At 52.7% G+C, this 18,319-nt stretch carries 10 protein-coding genes; 5 read left to right on the forward strand and 5 right to left on the reverse strand.

Translation table 11 applies throughout. The annotated features are described in order from the left end of the window. Positions 1-73: 73 nt before the first annotated feature. From WGC32_RS00980 to WGC32_RS01000, 5 genes are all read left to right on the forward strand, one after another. Positions 74-4,654, forward strand: coding sequence for a GH32 C-terminal domain-containing protein (locus WGC32_RS00980; protein ID WP_342680379.1), 4,581 nt, complete (start codon positions 74-76; stop codon positions 4,652-4,654). A gap of 202 nt (positions 4,655-4,856) precedes the next feature. Then, positions 4,857-5,288 (forward strand): MarR family winged helix-turn-helix transcriptional regulator, encoded by a 432-nt coding sequence (locus WGC32_RS00985; RefSeq protein WP_342680380.1) that lies wholly within the window; start codon positions 4,857-4,859, stop codon positions 5,286-5,288. Further along, positions 5,288-7,042 (forward strand): ABC transporter ATP-binding protein, encoded by a 1,755-nt coding sequence (locus tag WGC32_RS00990; protein ID WP_342680381.1) that lies wholly within the window; start codon positions 5,288-5,290, stop codon positions 7,040-7,042. The genes WGC32_RS00985 and WGC32_RS00990 overlap by 1 nt, the downstream gene beginning before the upstream one ends. Then, positions 7,017-8,855 carry an ABC transporter ATP-binding protein gene (locus WGC32_RS00995; protein WP_342680382.1) on the forward strand — a complete coding sequence of 613 codons (1,839 nt, stop codon included), beginning with the start codon at positions 7,017-7,019 and terminating at the stop codon, positions 8,853-8,855. The genes WGC32_RS00990 and WGC32_RS00995 overlap by 26 nt, the downstream gene beginning before the upstream one ends. Positions 8,856-8,947: 92 nt before the next feature. Next, on the forward strand, positions 8,948-9,451 hold the full coding sequence (locus WGC32_RS01000; protein ID WP_342680383.1) for a superoxide dismutase family protein: 504 nt from the start codon (positions 8,948-8,950) through the stop codon (positions 9,449-9,451). 156 nt (positions 9,452-9,607) lie between these two features. On the opposite strand, the gene WGC32_RS01005 is transcribed toward WGC32_RS01000, so the two are convergent. From WGC32_RS01005 to WGC32_RS01025, 5 genes are all read right to left on the reverse strand, one after another. Next, a complete protein-coding gene (locus tag WGC32_RS01005) occupies positions 9,608-10,204 on the reverse strand; it encodes a sortase (RefSeq protein ID WP_342680384.1) in 597 nt (198 codons plus the stop codon). Beyond that, entirely contained in the window at positions 10,194-11,138 is a 945-nt protein-coding gene (locus WGC32_RS01010) for a Cna B-type domain-containing protein (RefSeq protein ID WP_342680385.1), read from the reverse strand. Before WGC32_RS01010 ends, WGC32_RS01005 begins: the two co-directional genes overlap by 11 nt. Positions 11,139-11,160: 22 nt before the next feature. Continuing rightward, positions 11,161-12,000 carry a class C sortase gene (locus WGC32_RS01015; RefSeq protein ID WP_342680386.1) on the reverse strand — a complete coding sequence of 280 codons (840 nt, stop codon included), beginning with the start codon at positions 11,998-12,000 and terminating at the stop codon, positions 11,161-11,163. A gap of 71 nt (positions 12,001-12,071) precedes the next feature. Next, complete coding sequence (locus WGC32_RS01020; RefSeq protein WP_342680387.1) at positions 12,072-13,616, reverse strand: SpaH/EbpB family LPXTG-anchored major pilin; 1,545 nt, start codon at positions 13,614-13,616, stop codon at positions 12,072-12,074. 49 nt (positions 13,617-13,665) lie between these two features. Beyond that, positions 13,666-18,312 (reverse strand): Cna B-type domain-containing protein, encoded by a 4,647-nt coding sequence (locus tag WGC32_RS01025; protein WP_342680388.1) that lies wholly within the window; start codon positions 18,310-18,312, stop codon positions 13,666-13,668. Positions 18,313-18,319 lie beyond the last annotated feature (7 nt).

The raw sequence follows: 18,319 nt of genomic DNA on the forward strand, positions 1-18,319 counted from the left end.
ATATCAAACATAATCTATTTAATTATTTGCTTTAATAAAGCAAATAAAAATGACAAAAAGGGAGGAAGAAAAATTGAGACAGCTACACCACAAGGGGAAGCGCATCGGAGCTTTCCTGTTCGCTTTGGTTTTCGTCGTGACCAGCGTATTCACCGGAATGATACCGGCCATGGCGATTGATGTGGCGCCGGCGGAAATCTCCGCAGCGGAAATTCCCGCCAAGGCAGCTCCTACAGCAGAACCAGAAGGACCTACAGAATTAACGTTTGAATTTCCGGAAGGAGATTACACCGTAGAAGACGGCGTATATACCCTGGAAAGATTAGAGCCTTCGAACAATGACGGTAATAACACCCTTCCCTCTACAACAGCTTACGCCGATTCTTTTGAATATTCGGTGGATGTAAAACTGTTGGAGGGGAATGCCGCAACCTTGGTTTTCGGCTATGATAATGGAACCCATCGTTTCCACGGCCTGGATATGCGCCAGGACGGAACTCAGATGAACATCTCATCCTTTGTGGACAACGATCCCGAGTTTCCACGGCCTGGAAACATGGTGTTTACAAACATCATGTTTCCAAACGTTGATTTCACATCAGATTTTGTCAATGTCCGGATGGTTATGAGCAAAAATCATGTGCTGACAGTCTACATCAATGAGAAGCAAGCGCTCTCCCATGATTTTGGCAGCGGTATTCCCTACAAGCCCGGTTATTTGGGACTGCTGAGCTGGCAGGCCAAAGCCCAGTTTAAAAACTTAAAGGCAACTGCCAATATTGATGTACCTGAAGTAGAAGACAACTTCAACACCAACCTGGGCGATCTTGATTATCTCAGCGGCTCCTGGGTGAAGACAGAAGATGGTTTGGTCGCTACTGGCAGCGGTGACAATTTTGCGATGAGCAAAATCCAGGCCGAAAACTTTATCTTTGAGGCTACCATCACCGATAATAACCCCGATCTGTGGGAACATGCGGCCTCCTTGGTTTTCCGTGTTCAGGACCCCGAGAAACCCGCGGATGGTTCCTATGTCTTTAATATCTGGCAGAATGTTGGTTCCCGTTTGTTCCGCTTCCCGGGCGGTACGGATATCACTGCACGGTATCCCATGGGAGATCCAGCCCCCACCACCTGCCATATTAAGGTGGTTGCCATCGGCAACAAGATCAACTGCTATATCGACGATGTTCTTGTACACGCGGGAACCGATGATGAATACAGCGGCGGATATTTGTGCCTGCTCAACTTTAACGGAAATTTCACCTTCCAGGATGTTTACTATACTCCTATTGAAGATGACACAACTCCCGCGCTGACAGGATTGGAAATCGACGGAGAAGACCTCGTTCTTTCCCCCGAGTTTGACCCCAGTATTGTCAACTACAATCTTTATGCCGGAAGAAATAACGAGACCATCACCGTCACCCCCACCGCTGAGGAGGGCACAAGCCTGACCATCAGCGCTGTTGGCCCGGATGGCGTTGTGTTGGAAGAGAAAGCCATTGCCAGCGGGGAAGGACAAGAAATTTCCCTGCCGGTAGGGGACACCACCATCACCATCATGGCCACCAAGGGCGATGTTTCTATGGGTACTGTCATCAAAGCCAATAGAAAATCGGATGGAACTTACATGGCGGCCGAGCCCTATCGTCCCCAGTTCCATTATACAGCTGAAAACGGCTGTCTGGATGACCCCAACGGATTGGTTTACGATCCCAGCAACGGAACCTGGCATATGTACTACCAGTTTAACCTGGTTTATCCCGGATTTTATAACTGGGGACATGCCCAGTCCACCGACCTTGTCCACTGGCAAGAGATGCCCATTGCCATCGCGCCTGATGAACTGGGCACCATTTTCTCCGGTTCCGCGGTAGTAGATGACAAAAATACCTCCGGTTTCTTTACCGATAACAAGCCGGGTGAGTCCAAGCTGGTAGCATTTTATACCTACCATGCGGGACCTGTGGGCCAGGTCATTGCTACAGCTTACTCCAAGGACCACGGAGTAACCTGGAACAAATATGACGGCAATCCTGTTATCGACGAATCTCACAGAATATATGGCGCCGACTTCCGCGACCCGAAGGTTTGGTGGCAGGAAGATCCCGAGGAGCCTGCCGGCGGCATCTGGCTCATGGTCGTAGCCGGCGGCCGTGGAAGACTCTTCTCTTCCCATGACCTGAAGACATGGAAAGATGAGCAGGCCTTTGTACACGACGCAGGCAGCGGAAATGATATATGGTCTGAGTGCCCCACCATGTTCCCGATGACTGTGGAAGGCACCGATGAAGAAAAATGGGTCTATGTAGGCGCCAGCGACGTATTTGCTGTAGGCGACCTGAAGAAGACCGAGGATGGCTGGCGTTTTGTCAATGTCACCGACTTTATCCAGACTGGTGCAGGCGGCGCATCCTCTCTGTATGCCGGCCAGCATTACTTGAACGATGGCGCTGGAAAAGACCGGAAGATCATGGTCCACTGGATTCAGGAATGGAATCCCTTCGGCAACTATGGTCCTGACGGCAAACGTTGGAACGCTATTCAGTCTATCCCGCGTGAAACCGGGCTGAAGATCATCGACGATCAGTATCACCTGACCGCTTACCCGGTAGAGGAAATCGACGCCAATCGCGGTGACGTTATCTTCTCCACCGAAAATACGGTAGTGGATGAAAATACCCCGAATATCCTGGCGGATACAACCGGCCAGTACTATGATGTAGAGGCCACCTTCACTCCGGGCACTGCCAAAGAGTTTGGCTTCAAACTCCGCACCGGCAACGGCCAGGAGACAGTTGTCAAATACAACACAGAAACTGATAAGCTGCTTCTGGACTTCTCTCAATCTGGACCAGCTGCCAGATCGAATCTGGAATGGACCCTCCATCCCATGGAAAACGGCAAAGTCCAGCTGCGTATCCTGGTGGATACTTCGGTCATTGAGGTATTCGGTAACTATGGTGACGCAGATATAGCCGACGCATACTATCCTGATCCTGACAGCATCGGCATGGAGTTCTTCACCGTAGGCGGCGATGTTGCCATCGATGAGATGAACATCTGGCAGATGAAATCCATGTACACAGAAGATGGTGAGAGCGGCACCGAGCCCATGTTCCTGTCTCTGAAGGCACCTGAGATTGCGGAGCCTGGCGAGGAATTTACCGTTCAGTCCACCATTCTGCCCCTTTCCGCTACCGATAAGTCCGTCACTTGGGAAATCCCCGAGGGCCTGACCGTCGTAGAGGAAGCTGACACCTATGTGGTTCTGAAATCCGATACCGAGGGCGATTACACCATCAAAGCCACCAGCAATACTGGCGCTCTTGAGGATGAAATCACCGTCAAGGTCGCAAAGAAAGTTTTCAACACCAACCTTACTAATCTCAAACTGGCGAATGGCGTAGGCAGCTGGGTGAAGGGCCCCGAAGGTATGGAAGGCAGAAACGAAGGAGTTGGCGACAGCTTCTATCTGTCTGAAAATATCCTTCCCAATGTTCCGTTTACCTATGAAGCCGACGTCAAGGGTACAACCGGAGAATATACCTCCCTGGTCTTTGGTATTCAGGATATTAACAATCCGCCTGCAACCTGGTATTGCTTCAACCTCTCCAAAGACTTAGGCCACGGCAGAATCTTCAAGAACGTTAACGGCCAAGGCGAAGTCATCACCCAGCCGTATCAGCTGACAGAGGAGCAGAGAAATCAGGAAAGCTTCCATATGAAGGTCGTCTATGACGATTTGGATAATGATGGCACATTTGAGTTTGTTGCTTACCTGGATGACGTGGAAGTGGCAAGGATGCAGGATCCCGATTACAATGGCGGTTATATAGGCTTGCTGACCTATCGTGCCAACGCCACCTTTAACAACGTCTATCTGACCCTGGAAGACGAGATCGTAGCAGTTTCTCCCATGGATGACATCAATGTCCAGCTGGGCTCTGACGTCACCATCGAGGACATCGAAGCTACCCTGCCCGCACAGGTTACAGTAGAAATGGAATCCGGCGCCAAAGTTCTGGCCAATGTCACCGCATGGGATACCTCCAAGGTAGACCTGACCCAGGCTGGCACATACGAAATCACCGGTACGGTAGAGGGGACAGATATCCCGGCTATCATCAAGGTGGTAGTACAGGCAGAGAAATTCATTGAGTCCCTGACACCGGAGGAAATCAACGTCTCCGCGGTGGAAGGTTCTACCGCAGAAAAAGTTTGGAACATGATCGACAAGAATGTCGTTGCCAACTACTCTGACGGCAGCACCGCCAACTTGGTAGTCTCCGACTGGGATTACAGCAACGTCAAGTTTGACGAGCCTGGCGCCTATGTGGCAACCGGCACCCTGACCCTGAACGGCGACGAGATCGAGATGACCATCCCGATCAATGTCACCATCACCGCAGAGGGCGGCCAGGAGAATCCTGGCACTGACAAGCCGAGCATTCCTGGATCTGATGAAGATCAGGTAGGCGGCGGGGACTGGGATTGGCCGTCTGGCAGTGGAAATGGTTCCGCCAACGGATCTGGTTCTGGCGATAAAGAGAACCCGTCTTCTGGCGATCACAGCATGATCGCTGGAGCACTGGCAGTCCTGGCACTGAGTGCTGGCGCTGCTGTAGTTCTCATCCGCAAGAAAAAATAAGAAAATATTCCTGAAATAAAAGCAAAAAGGAGAAAGGTCCCTTGTAATCACAGGGGACCTTTCTCCTTTTTAGTTTCGCTTTCTAAAACTAATGCTTTGAAACGATGGCAAAAATATGGAATATTTCATCTTGACAAATCAGTAACAGGACATATAATTGACTTATCAATAGCTGATAAGTCATCGAATTGAGGGAAACAAGATGGAAAAAACCTTTCACATGCTTTTATACCGGGCGGCCCATGCGGAGCGCAACTATCTGCGTCCCTATCTGGCCGCCATCGGCCTGGAGGTAGGCCAGCCCAAAATATTAGGCTATCTGGAATCCAACGGCCCCTGCCGGCAAAGCCAACTGGCCGATTATTTTGATATCGATTCCGCGGCGGTATCCCGGATGCTGGATTCAATGGAAAAAAGCGGGCTGATCACTCGCCGTCCCAGCGAGAGCAACCGCCGGTGCAATCTAGTGGAGCTAACCGCCAAGGGGCGGGAGGCTTATCATATATGGAAGAGCCACTGCCAGGAGCTAGAGGACATTATGCTCCAGGGCTTTACTCCGGAGGAGCGGACACAGTTTGCTTCGTTTCTCTCCCGGGTATATCATAATTTCCGGGCAGAAAAGGAGGAAAAATAATGGCGGACTTAAAGCGTCTGTTGCGCTATATGGGACCCTACCGAAAGGATATGGTCATCGGCGCCCTGCTCATTGTGGTGGAAACCGCTTTTGAGCTGTTTATTCCTCTGCTCATGGCGGATCTCATTGATGTAGGGGTCACGAACCATGATACCGCCTATATTCTCCACAAGGGAATTCAGATGGGGATCTGCGCCCTCTTTTCCCTCATCACAGGGCTCATGTATGCCCGATTTGCCGCCCGGGCCTCCTTCGGATGGGGCGCGAGGATCCGGGAAGCCCAGTACGAACGGGTGCAGGACTACGCCTTTTCCAATCTGGACCACTTTGAAACCTCTTCCCTGGTCACCCGAATGACCACCGACGTCACTGTGCTGCAAAACGCCATCAACGGAGGGTTCCGGCCCATGGTGAGAGGACCTGTCATGCTGATTATGGGGGTAATCCTCTCTTTCTGGATGAATCCCCAGTTGGCTCTTGTCTTTGTCGTCGGCACCCCCATCCTAGGCGTTATCCTCTTCCTCATTCTGCGCAAGGTGGCGCCCATGTACGGCATCATGCAAAAGGCAGTGGACCGGCTCAATAACGTGGTGCAGGAGGGGTTAACCGCCATCCGGGCTGTCAAGGCCTTTGTGCGGGACGAATATGAGGAGGAAAAGTTCCAGCAGGTCAATGAAGTACTGATGGATACCACCCAAAAGACCTTTCACTACGCAGTGCTCAACCTGCCTGCATTCCAGTTTATCATGTACCTGTCAATTGTCCTCATCATGTGGTTTGGCGGCAATATGATTCTATCTTCCCATCTTCAGGTAGGCGATCTGACCGGATTTCTCAGCTATGTATTTCAGGTGATGAACTCCCTGATGATGATTTCCAATGTGTTTTTGCTCCTGACCCGTTCCCTGGCCAGTGCCCACCGCATCGGTGAGGTACTGGATGAAAGGGTGGATCTCTCCTCCCCCCAAGGCGGGGCAACAGAGGTGGCCGATGGCAGCGTGGATTTTGAGGGGGTCTCCTTCAAATACAACGCCGATGCTAAAGAAAGCGCCCTATCCGGCGTAACCCTTCATATCAAAGCGGGACAGACGGTGGGGATCCTGGGGGGGACAGGTTCCGCCAAAACCACCCTGGTCCAGCTCATCCCCCGGCTCTATGACGTCACCTCCGGCAGTGTCAAAGTAGGCGGCCGGGATGTGCGGGAGTATGACCTGCATGCCCTGCGGGATGCTGTAGGCATCGTACTGCAAAAGAACGTCCTCTTCTCCGGTACCATCCGGGAAAACCTGCAATGGGGCGACGCCAACGCCGATGACGCCACCCTATGGGATGCCTGCCGGATCGCCTGTGCCGACGAATTTCTTCAGCGGATGCCCAAGGGGCTGGACACCGACTTAGGACAAGGCGGTGTCAACGTATCCGGCGGACAAAAGCAGCGTTTATGCATTGCTCGGACCCTGCTCAAGCATCCCAAAGTTCTTATCTTCGATGATTCCACCAGCGCGGTAGATACCGCCACCGAAGGCAAAATCCGCGCTGCGCTGGCTAAGCTCACCGACGTGACCAAGATCATTATTGCCCAGCGGGTTACCTCGGTCATGGATACCGATCAAATCGTCATCATGGAGGATGGCGGCATCCACGCGGTGGGGACCCATGCCCAGCTTCTGGCGGAGGACCCCATCTACCAGGAAATCTACGATTCCCAGATGAAAGGAGGCCAGGTCCATGGCAGCACGTCGTCTCAACGCTAAAAAGCCCCGGAACCTGCGGTATACCGTGGAATCCCTCCTATCCTATATGGGCAAACACCGGATGCTCCTGTTCTGGGTGGCGCTTTTGGTCACCATCAGCGCCATGGCCAACCTGCTGGGCACCTATATGATCCGGCCGGTGGTCAACAATCTGGCCTCCGGAGATCTTCATACTCTGGTCGCGGGCGTTGCCGTTACCGCTGTCATCTATGTCATCGGTGTACTCACCGCCTACGGTTATACCCAAATCATGGTGAAAGCGGCCCAAAAGATCCTGTTTGATATCCGCCGTGATCTATTTGCCCATCTGCAGAAGCTTCCGCTGAAGTTCTTTGACAGCCAGCAGCACGGCGACGTCATGAGTTATTTCACCAACGATGTGGACACCATCTCCGACGCTCTCAACAACAGCTTTGCCATGGCCATCCAGAGCTTTATCCAGATGGCGGGCACCTTGGTGATCCTTTTCATCCTCAACTGGCGCCTCTCCCTCATCGTGGTGGTCTGCTATGCCGCCATGTTCCTTTACATCCGCTTCAGCGGCAAACGGAGCAGCGCCTACTATGCCAAGCAGCAGGCCAGCCTAGGCGCGCTGGATGGCTATATTGAAGAAATGGTGGGCGGACAGAAGGTGGTCAAGGTCTTTAACCATGAGCAGGCCAACCTGGAAACCTTTCGGAAGAAAAATGAGGCCCTGCGCAAGGCTGGAACCGGAGCCCAGTCTTACGCGGCCACCATGATTCCCGCTGTAGTCAGCATCTCCTATGTCAACTATGCCATCGTCTCCATCCTCGGCGGCATCATGGCCATGAAGGGGATGACCGACGTGGGCAGCCTGGCCAGTTATCTGGTATTTGTCCGCCAGGCCGCCGCCCCCATCAACCAGTTCACCCAGCAAAGCAACTTCCTCCTGGCGGCATTGGCCGGTGCCGAGCGGGTCTTTGAGGTCATGGACCGCAAACCGGAGGTAGACGACGGCAAGGTGGAGCTGGTCCAGACAGAGCAGGCTCCAGCTTCCTCCGCCAGCTCCTCCCGCAGGACATGGGCTTGGCGCAGGGAGGACGGAAATCTAGTTCCCCTGCAGGGGGATGTCCGGTTCCAGAATGTGGACTTCGGATATGAGGAAAACCGGCTCATCCTCAAAAACATCAGCCTCTATGCCAAGCCGGGCCAGAAAATCGCCTTTGTAGGCTCCACCGGCGCTGGAAAAACCACCATCACCAACCTGATCAACCGCTTCTATGATGTGCAAAAAGGGACCATCCTCTACGACGGCTTTGACGTGCGGGATATCAAGAAGGCGGATCTTCGCCGCTCCCTTGGCATTGTATTGCAGGATACCCACCTCTTTACCGGCACCATCGCCGACAATATCCGTTTCGGCAAGCTGGACGCCACCCAGGAAGAAATCGAACGGGCGGCCCACATTGCCAACGCCGACAGCTTTATCCGGCGCCTCCCCCATGGATATCAGACCATGGTGACCTCCGACGGGGCCAACCTCTCCCAGGGGCAACGGCAGCTTTTGGCCATTGCCCGGGCCGCGGTAGCCGATCCCCCTGTCCTCATTTTGGATGAGGCCACCTCCTCCATCGACACCCGGACCGAATCCCTCATTGAAAAGGGGATGGATCAGCTGATGAAGGGGCGTACCGTCTTTGTCATCGCCCACCGTCTGAGTACGGTGCGCAACGCGGACGCGATCATGGTGCTGGATCACGGCAAGATTGTGGAGCGGGGCGACCATGATGACCTTCTGGCCCAGAAGGGCTTCTATTACCGGCTGTATCACGGTATGTTTGAGCTAAGCTGATTGCCCTCCAAGACCTTTGGGCCGCTTATGCCCCGACTGCTGGAACCCCCAGGGCCCTTTCCCCGTACATTGTAGGGAAAGGAGCGCTTGTCATGATATTTCCATTGACCCAGCGGACCAAGCTGTTCGCTGCTGAGATAATCAAAGGACGTCCCGTATCCTACGCCAGCCTCCGGGGAAGCAAGGCCTATCCCCATCTTCACGGCAAAGTCTCATTCTATGGAGTCAGAGGCGGCACCCTGGTGGTGGCGGAGGTGTTCGGTCTGCCCACCGGCACAGGGAACTGCGGCCAAAAGGTCTTTGGCTTTCATATCCACGAGGGAAGATCCTGCACCGGAAATGCAGAGGATTCCTTTTCCAACGCCGGGTCTCACCTAAATCCCGGCAACTGCCCTCATCCCAGCCATGCGGGAGATATGCCTCCGCTCTTTGGCAACAACGGTTACGCCTGGAGCGCCTTTTTTACCCAGCGCCTGACAGCCGCTGAAGCTATCGGCCGGACGGTAATCATCCACGGCAGCCCCGACGATTTTCATACCCAGCCTTCCGGCGACGCAGGAATGAAAATCGCCTGCGGTGAAATCAAACGGGCCTGACATAAAAGCTTCTCAGTTTAGATAGTCTCCCCTTCTGGAAAACAGCCACTTCTGAAAAGGGTCCGACGCGGCAGAAACCGCGTCGGGCCCTTTCTCTTTAAAAACTATCTGTACCGTCGTGATCCATACCGGGTTTGATCTGTGAAGCGGATCCTGTCAATCAGCTCTGATGCACCGTACAGTCACCCGAGCACGGCCGTCATAGTTGCAGGTAAAAAGGGTTAAATCCCACCCACCGCTTAACAGCCCTTCTACATCGGTAGCGCCAAGCACTTCAATTTCTGCCACCTCGTAGAGAAAGCGGTTTCCGCCTATATCGGTAAAGACGATCTGGGCGCCGGCAGTTAGACTGCCAAGGGCGCCGAAATGGGTGCGGTAATTGTGGCCGGCGATGACCAAGTCCCCTGAATAGGCCGAACCATGGTAGCGGCAAGGGGCAATTTTCAGATTGGAATCGCTCCATTCCGCCATCACCGGCAGGACAATTTCCAGAGAAGGTATTTCCAGAATACCAATATAGTCCTCCCCTTCAATCTCGGTGGCGGCCATCACGCTCCTATTTATCGCACCCTCTTCTGCAGAGGGGTTCGTCTCCGGTGTCCGGACCAACAGCTCCTCAAGCGCGTGTTCCGCGTCCGTTCCGGCCCTGTGTTCATCCAACAGGTTATAGCCGGTCAAAAAAAGGGCTGCCGCCAGCAACAACAGCCCTCCTAGGATCAGACAAGTTCCACCCTTTTTTCTTTTACCTTCCATCCGATTCTCCATGTCTGCGTCTTAGAATATATCCCATGACCACAAATAGCAGGCCGGCACAGGCAAGCAGCGGTACAGGCCACCACAGCATGCCCGTTTGTGGGAGGCGCGACGGTGTGTCCGATGGACAGGTATTGGTCATAATAAAGGTACTCCCTTCCTGGGCCACAGACACGGTATATCCCTCCGGTGTCTTGGCCTCCGCCACCTGCCATTTGGAACTGCCCTTTAAATTCTCCCATGTATACTGCCAGTGGTTCTCCTCGTTTAGGACTACGGTGTCCACTACCCTGCCGTTTTCCAAAAGCTGCACCAAAATTTCCTTTGGCCGGCTTTCTTGATTCCCATTGTCCTCCCAAACCTTGCATACCTTCCGTTGGACAAACTCAGATGAAGTTTCGGTGCTGTCAAATTTGCAGGACACCTTTTGGTGGTAGCTCCAGCCGCCGTCTTCCGAAAGCGCGGGAAGGGATACAAGCATCGCCTCCGGCGTGTAGATATTCCCTTCTTCCTCATATTGCTCTCCCTTGACCAAATACAAGCCAGTTGAAAGCCCGGAAAATACGACCTGCCCATCCTGGCCGGTCTTTTTGACCTGCAAAGGCTGCAGATGGTCCCGAGCGGCATAGGCGTCTAGGGTTTGGGCCAGCGCCCGCCATCCGGAGCTGGTCAGGTTCTCCAGGTTGACCGGATAGTTTTTAAAGTCGCCGGTCAATGTATAGCTGCCGTCCTGTGATATCTCAGCTACCCGGTAGATGGAAAATTCTACATCCGCGAAACCTTCCCCGTTCTCTCCAAAATACACCGTCAAGGATGCATTTTGCTCTATGTCGCCATTGTCAACGGCAAAAACAGTTGTAACCGCCCAGGAGAGCCCTACCAGCAGAGAGCACAGAATCGCCGTTACACGTCGACGGAATGTGTTAGCTTTCATCCATTTCTCACCTCTCTATTGCTCAATGTGCTTTCCAACGGGGACGGAAAAAGACCCACAGCAGAAAAATCAGCAGGATAGGGGCTGCCACGATCGGGGCTACCAGCATGGGATCAATCTGTACTGCCTCCGACGTTATGGAGGTGGTCAATGCGTCTTGCTGATTTTCGACACGATGCCCCCGAACCAGAAGCCGGTGGGAGTTGACGCCATAGGGCGTGCATGTAACCAATGTGCATAGGTCCTCTCCCTCTTCCATGCTGAGGAGGGACACATCATCCGGCTCAACAATGTGAATTTGATCCACCTCATAGGTCAGGGTTTCATCCAGCACATGAAGGATAAAAATGTCCCCTTTTGTCAGCTGGTCTAGGTCGGTAAACAGTTTGGCGGAGGGAAGGCCTCTGTGCCCCGAAATCACACAATGGGTGCCGGGCCCGCCCACCGGTAATGAGGAACCTTGGATATGCCCCACAGCAATCTGCAATATCTCTTCATCCGTCCCATGATAAATAGGTAACTCCACATTGATGCTGGGGATCTCCACATAGCCCATAATCCCATCATCGGAGACGCGCAGCAATCCCTCATAGACCTGTTTTTCTTCTTCGCTCAGTTGAAAGCGCCCCTGATCTCGTGGCAACGCGGTATTATAGGCCTGCGCCTCTCTCCACATACCTTCATAGTCGCTGTCATCCATCTCCTCCACAGCCTCCACATAGGTGGCAATCGTCTTCGACTGGTGAAAGCTGTTCCAACAGTTGCTGATGGTCGGATACAGCAGCAAGGACAGCCCTACAAGAAGGGCGAGAAGAAGGAGCAGGGAATATCTTTTGTTTTTCTTGGCTCTTCCATTCTTCATACAGGGCTCTCCTTACCGCTGCGCTGCCGGGAAGGAGCGCTTCCCGGCAGCAGACGGCGTCTCAAAGATCTTTATTCTTCTTTATTTTCTGTTCCCACACGTCTTTTTACAACCAACAGCACTCCTGCACCGACGACCAGCACGCCGCCCAGCACATAGAAAAGGGTGGTGCCCATGCCACCGGTTTCCGGCAGCTGTGCTCCTTTGTTGTTGACGACGGTCGCGGACAGAGAGCCCTCGGTCAAATTGGCCGTCATGACGATCTCCCCGGTGACAGTATTGCCGGAAAGGGAGGTCAAGGTCATGTCATGTTGGGCCGTCACAGTAAATTCAATGGGCTCAATGGTATTGTATCCCACCGGCGTTTTTGTTTCGGACAGCCGGTAGTCCCCATCGTCCAAGCCGGCAAAGGTAAAGGTGGTCAGACTGCCGTCTGTCCCCAATACCTCCACGGTCTCCCATGATTCCCCCTGTCCATTTACGATCTTCTTTTCCAAGGTAAACTCAGCGCCGGGCAATTCTTCCCTCTCCTGGTTTACCTTGTCGACAATGACCTTATAGGTAAAGACGATGACCGTATCATCCGGGGTTTTGCCTTTGCCCTCACCGTTGGGGTTATTGGAGTAGGTAATATGCATTGTATTGGGATTGCCGGCGCCACCGATGACGGCGCCTTCATTGAGCACCGACTCATACTCCACCGTAACCACGCTGTTGTTGCCGGCCTGCACCCCGTCGGCAGCGGTAATTTTCTTCAGGTCCTCAAACCTGACCTCGAATGTAAATCCGCCGCCTAGGCCTTCGGTGACAACCGTGTAATTTCCCCCATCTACCAACTTGCCATCGATGTATACTTTTACATTGTCACTTTGGAAGGAGAGTCCCGCGCTCTCGGTGTCGTGGAAGGTCAGCGCATATTGGCTGTAGGTGCTATAATTTGCCGGTAGGGTGGCTTTCAGCTGGAAAGGAATCCGGTCTCCTATGTCATAGTCGGCAGAGTCCTGCCAGTCTGTGTAGGTAAGACCTTGGGAATCATTGATGTCCTTGACCTTCTTTTCCGAGGTGGTCGTTCCGGACTTTGGTGCCATGGTAACATTTTCCACAACCTGGACAATGTAATTGGTATAGGCGTCATGGTTGCCTTCCAAGCTGTTATCCTTATCTTTTACAAGGTAATATCCAGCAGGTAGGCCGGAAATCACGTAATTGCCGCCTGTTGGCGTATCGGCACTGCCTTTGGGCGTGGTGAGGTAATCTTCCGCCACCTTTGCGAACGCTTCGGCATCCGCGGCTGTCGCCTCCGTCCCATCTCCGCCACCCAGGGCTTCTGCCACCTTGGCCGCCGAATCACAGCTGCCGTATTTCTCGGCATCCGCTGTCTGCAAGGCTGCCAGCAGCGCCGCCCCGTTGACGCTATCTCCCCATTGGATGTTGGAGAGGACGCTGTCGCTGGACAGATCTCCGGAAAAAATTTGATATGCCTCATAGGTATGGCCCTGCGCTTCATTTTCAATGGTAATGGAATAGTTGCCGCCGGCGGCGAAGGCCGGTATCACCAGCATCAAGGCCATCATCAAAGACAGCAGTATGGCTGTCAGCTTCTTGGTCGGTTTCATCAAAGTTGCCCCTTTCCTCTTTCTGTCAAATCATGATGTCTGCTCAGTTCTATGTTGAGGAGGCATCCCCCTTCCGGTACCTGCGGCGCAGATAGACACATCCCGCACAGCATATGCCAACCAGCAGCAATCCTCCCACAGTATAAAAATAGGTGCCTATTCCGCCGGTTTCGGGTAGGACATAGCCTTCCCCCTTTGTATTGATAATCTCAATCACGCCGGTCTGTATGCCGTCAGCATTATTCTCTGAATAGGTGGCGTCAAAGCCGGCGACAGGCTCCTCCTCCACCGTGTAACGGTATTCCCCTCCATTGTCATCCGCTCTGGGCAGATTTTTCCAGGTATAAGACCACCCATTTTCTTCCTTCAGTTCCACCTGCGCATAAACAGATTGGCGATCATCTGCATCCCACTGGTAAAGGGTGACCTTGACGCTATCCGACGGCGGATTTTCCATTGGTTCCCCGTTTTCATTCTGCCATTTCTTTGTCACCGTCAACTGATCTAGTTCGTTGGGCACATAGAGGGTTCCGGAGGTAGAAAAAGGAATAAAGACTATATCATCGGGAGAAATACCGTCTAACGCCCCATTTCCCCGCATTTTTTCAACCGTCTGTTCCTCATTAGCGCCCTGCTCCATCCATACAAAGTATTGAGGCTCGTCACTGGGCAGGTAGCCCTCCGGCGCAGACAGCTCTGTCAGCCTGTATAGGGTATTGTAAAGGGATTCCTCCTCCAAGAAGTTCAGGACGATCATACCGCTGTCACCGGTAATAAACTCTCCGCTTCCACCGACTGCTGTGACAGAGGTCTGATTCCACTGATAGCTTCCGTCTTTGTATTCATACCGCTCCAATTTAAATGCGGCCCCGGGCAGGAGTGCGGTTACATTCTTGCTGTCATGTTTATAGATGGTCACTGTGGCCTTGTTGACCGTAGCGGATGATGACTGCTCCTGCATGATGATGCCGGCTTCCGAGGAAGATTCTGACCGGCCGCTGAGGGTTACCTTGTTGGATATCTGAATATTTCCGGCCGCGGTCCCTCGATCAATGGAATAGTCATAGACCAGGACACAGGGGGTTGCATCCGGTAGGGTAAACGTAATGGTATGGGTCTCGCTATTGTAACTGACTGTATACTGCGTCCCATCGATTAACTCGCCGCAGTAATGATTTTCCTCCCCGTCCGCCTGATAGTGGTAGAGTTTTACACTCTCTGGCAGTAATGCCGCCCCGCTCCCCGCTGGGGTGCTCATGGTATCCTCCAGAGTGAGGGTATCTGCATATGGGTTTAGGTCATCCCCCTGGGTGTTCACGGTAATGTAATAACGCACCGTGTCAGAATAGGAGGGATTTCCCTCTTCATCATACTGCACCAGCTGTTCCCCTGTTTTTACCAGATTGGGAGTAACCCGCTTGACCGTCGTTGTCGTAGAATCTGTTGTGTCGCCCCACTGGGCATGGTTTTCATAGACCTGGGTATCCCCCTCTTCCCACGCAGGATCACCGGCAACGGAAACGTCGTAATAGATCGCGAGGATCCCGTCGTCAGGCATCTCATGGTGGTGGGTGATGGTAAAGGTTACGGTTGTCGTGCCATCGTCCTGTTCCTGGGTCACAACCGATAGATAGTAATCCTGCCCCTCCACATCCCAATAATCGTCATCTCGGTTTTCGCCGGAATGCAGCCGGAGCTTTACCGAGCCATCCACCAGCTGTGTGCCCTTGGGAAGAGTATCTGTAACAGTGACGGCATCGGGAACCGATTTGACACGGTGCAGCAGCAGCCGGTAATGGAGCAGGCTATCTGTCTGGCTATAGTCAATGGTCAACGGATCATCGGTAAAGGAATGGGTATCTTTGCTCCCCTCCACTACCCCGGTAGCGCTAACCTGTTTGTTGAGCTGCTCCTCCACGACATCTTGACCATATGCATATGCCTCATGATCCGGTATCCTAGCATAATTTCCCGCTCGCAGAGCAACACCATTTGGTATCTTATCCAGAGCCACCTGGGTGTGGTAACCGATGATGATGGACTGGCCTGTAATTTTTTCCAAGGCGCTTTCACTGAATGCAATTCCAAACAGGGTGAGTGGCTCATCCTCCCCGAAACTGGTGATCGTTTGCCATGGAAGATTGTTGATGATCTGCCAAAAATCGGCGGATGCAATCTGTTCAATGGCCGGCGTGCTGGATTTCGCAACCGCATACACCTCAAAATCGGTGCCATAAACAAGTGGCGTTCCATCGGTGGTGCTCACATAAAGGGAATCGTATAGAAGCCGAAGGGTGGTATAGTGGCTGTCGGCCAGGAAGGTCCCATCTTCCTGCATCACCTCAACAATCCTGTCCACATACATTAGGTTGGAAAGATCCCCGCCTTCAGCAGGATATGTAATCAGGGATCCCCATGATAATTCGCCGTTATCCCCTGCGGAACCCCAGAATCCCTTTTGCACATTATAGTCCAGCGGTTCGGGTATTGTAACACCAACATCTACCTCCGTCTCATACTCGCCAAATCCGGCCCAGTTATGGAAAGTGATATTTTCCCCTGGCTGTACCCCAGCCGGCAGATCTGTTTCATAGGTCACCATATACCGGGAGTTTGTACCAGCGGGGAAGGTATAGGGGATGGAAATCACGCTTTCCTCCGCTGGATTCCAGCCTTCAAGCCGGGTCAAAGTGACAGATTCCGGTAATCCCAGCTGATGTGTCTGGCCCTGGCTGTCGGTATAAGTCAGAGTATCCTCCAATTGGTAACCGCCGATGTCCCGCCCATCTTCGTTGATGAGGATGGTCCATTTCACTTTCCGGGTCAGGGCATCGTAAGTTCCTTCTTTAGCTATCATAGATAGGGAGACTTTTGTGCTTATCTGTGCCTCGGCGTCATTGGTGCTGTCCTGAGCCGTCGCCTTATTGGAAAATTCCAGGTATCCATTTCCCTCCCCCCGGCTGTTATCCAAATCAGGCGTGGCAGTATAATAGAGAATATAGGCTTCACCAGCCTGAAGGGCGGGAAGCTCTGTAAGGATGAAGGAAGCCGCCGCCCCAGCTGTCTGCTGTTGGAAAACGGGAACAAACCCTGTTATTTCCGTTAGCGCCCCGGCGGCGTCTTTCTTCATGATATGGATGCTGTCCGTATCATAATTCACAATTCCATCATCAGGGTGATGCAAAAGGGCATCGGTGATGGTTATAGGGCCATCCGAGCCATTCTGGGCGGAAACTTCAATGGCATAGCCAAGTTTCTTCAACTCCTTATCATAGTAGCCGATTTTTGTAATGGTAAGATCGGTCTCTTCTTCCTTTGGCACAACTGTAATTGATCCGCCATCCCCGCCAAAGAAAATCTCATCCTCCCCCTGTCCTCCTGTAAGCGTCACCGTACCCTGAAATTCCAGCTTTCCTGTGAACGGCTTACCATCGGCAAATTGGGTATCAAAGGTAATCTCGATCAGCCCATTTTGATGGATGATATAGGTTCCAACAACTTCATCGCCAATGGTAGCGGGACCAGTGGCATCTTCATCCAGCCCGATACCGCTTGGCAGCTGATAATAGATCACTCTAGAATCCGGCCCCACAATGCCTTCCGGAATAGAATAGCTGATGTTCACCTTGGCCGAATCACCGTTTGTAAATTCTGTGGCCGGCACCCATTGCCCATCAACCTCCTTGGACACAACCACCTGGGTAATATATGGTCCAAAGTCTGTGCCGGTCTGCGCAGAGTTGGGGGTAGCGGCAAGCCGTCCGCTTCTGGCTTTATAGCCGGGCTTATCGACGGTAGCCCAGCTGTCCGCATCCTGTGGTATGTCGGTTGCGGTATCTTCAACGGGAAAACAGCTTTGGTCATGGATATGCTCCAGAACCTGCATTTTTCCGCAAATCCAATGGCCGTCTGCGTCAAAGCAGCTGGCGTCATGGGTGTGGAGAAGGATCTCCTCCTGGCCGCAAGCCAACTCCTTATGATATTCATAGCAAGCGTCTGTATGGGTATGGCCTTCTGTCTCTTCCGTGCCGCAGATCAATACAGGCTCCCCTTGTTGATAACAGGATGCATTATGAGTATGTCCCTCTGTTTCTTCCAAAGGACAGAGTAAATCCCCTCCTGCCTGGTGTTCATAGCAGTCGTCTGTATGGGTATGGTTTTCCGACTCTTCCAGGCCGCAAACCAGTATCCAATCCTCTTGTTGGTAACAGTCCGCTCCGTGGGTATGTCCCTCTCTCTCTTCCAAGGGGCAAGTCAAAGTAGTCTCTGCCTGGCTCTCATAGCAAGCGTCTGTATGGATATGCCCTTCTGTTTCTTCCGTGCCGCAAATCAGCACAGGAACCTCCCTATAGCAGGATTCGTCATGAGCATGTACCTGAATTTCCTCCAAAGGACAGATTAACATGCCGCTATCGCTGTAGCAGGTGCTGTCATGGGTGTGAACTACAAAATCCGCATATCCGCAAATGATGTCTCCGTTTGCATCATAGCAGTCCTCTGTATGGACATGGAGGCTTTGCTGGCAATAGAGCGTTTCTTCCCCCCGCTCCATGGTAATGGCGGGCAGAATCAGCAGGGATGCCGTTGCAACGGCAACCAAGGCTGCCAAAATGATGACAAGCTTTTTCCAATGCCGATGAATATTTTCCCGATACTTATGCGGATAATTCTTCTTCTCTTGATCATGGAATTCCATGGACGCG

The organism is Zongyangia acetica, from assembly GCF_038739695.1.
Classification (GTDB): domain Bacteria; phylum Bacillota; class Clostridia; order Oscillospirales; family Ruminococcaceae; genus Zongyangia; species Zongyangia gallinarum.

Coding starts and splice junctions, on each gene's coding strand:
- WGC32_RS01005 (WP_342680384.1), bottom strand. CDS start 10,204: ATGGAAGGTAAAAGAAAAAAGGGTGGAACTTGTCTGATCCTAGGAGGG.
- WGC32_RS01015 (WP_342680386.1), bottom strand. CDS start 12,000: ATGAAGAATGGAAGAGCCAAGAAAAACAAAAGATATTCCCTGCTCCTT.
- WGC32_RS01010 (WP_342680385.1), bottom strand. CDS start 11,138: ATGAAAGCTAACACATTCCGTCGACGTGTAACGGCGATTCTGTGCTCT.
- WGC32_RS00995 (WP_342680382.1), top strand. CDS start 7,017: ATGGCAGCACGTCGTCTCAACGCTAAAAAGCCCCGGAACCTGCGGTAT.
- WGC32_RS01000 (WP_342680383.1), top strand. CDS start 8,948: ATGATATTTCCATTGACCCAGCGGACCAAGCTGTTCGCTGCTGAGATA.
- WGC32_RS00985 (WP_342680380.1), top strand. CDS start 4,857: ATGGAAAAAACCTTTCACATGCTTTTATACCGGGCGGCCCATGCGGAG.
- WGC32_RS01020 (WP_342680387.1), bottom strand. CDS start 13,616: ATGAAACCGACCAAGAAGCTGACAGCCATACTGCTGTCTTTGATGATG.
- WGC32_RS01025 (WP_342680388.1), bottom strand. CDS start 18,312: ATGGAATTCCATGATCAAGAGAAGAAGAATTATCCGCATAAGTATCGG.
- WGC32_RS00990 (WP_342680381.1), top strand. CDS start 5,288: ATGGCGGACTTAAAGCGTCTGTTGCGCTATATGGGACCCTACCGAAAG.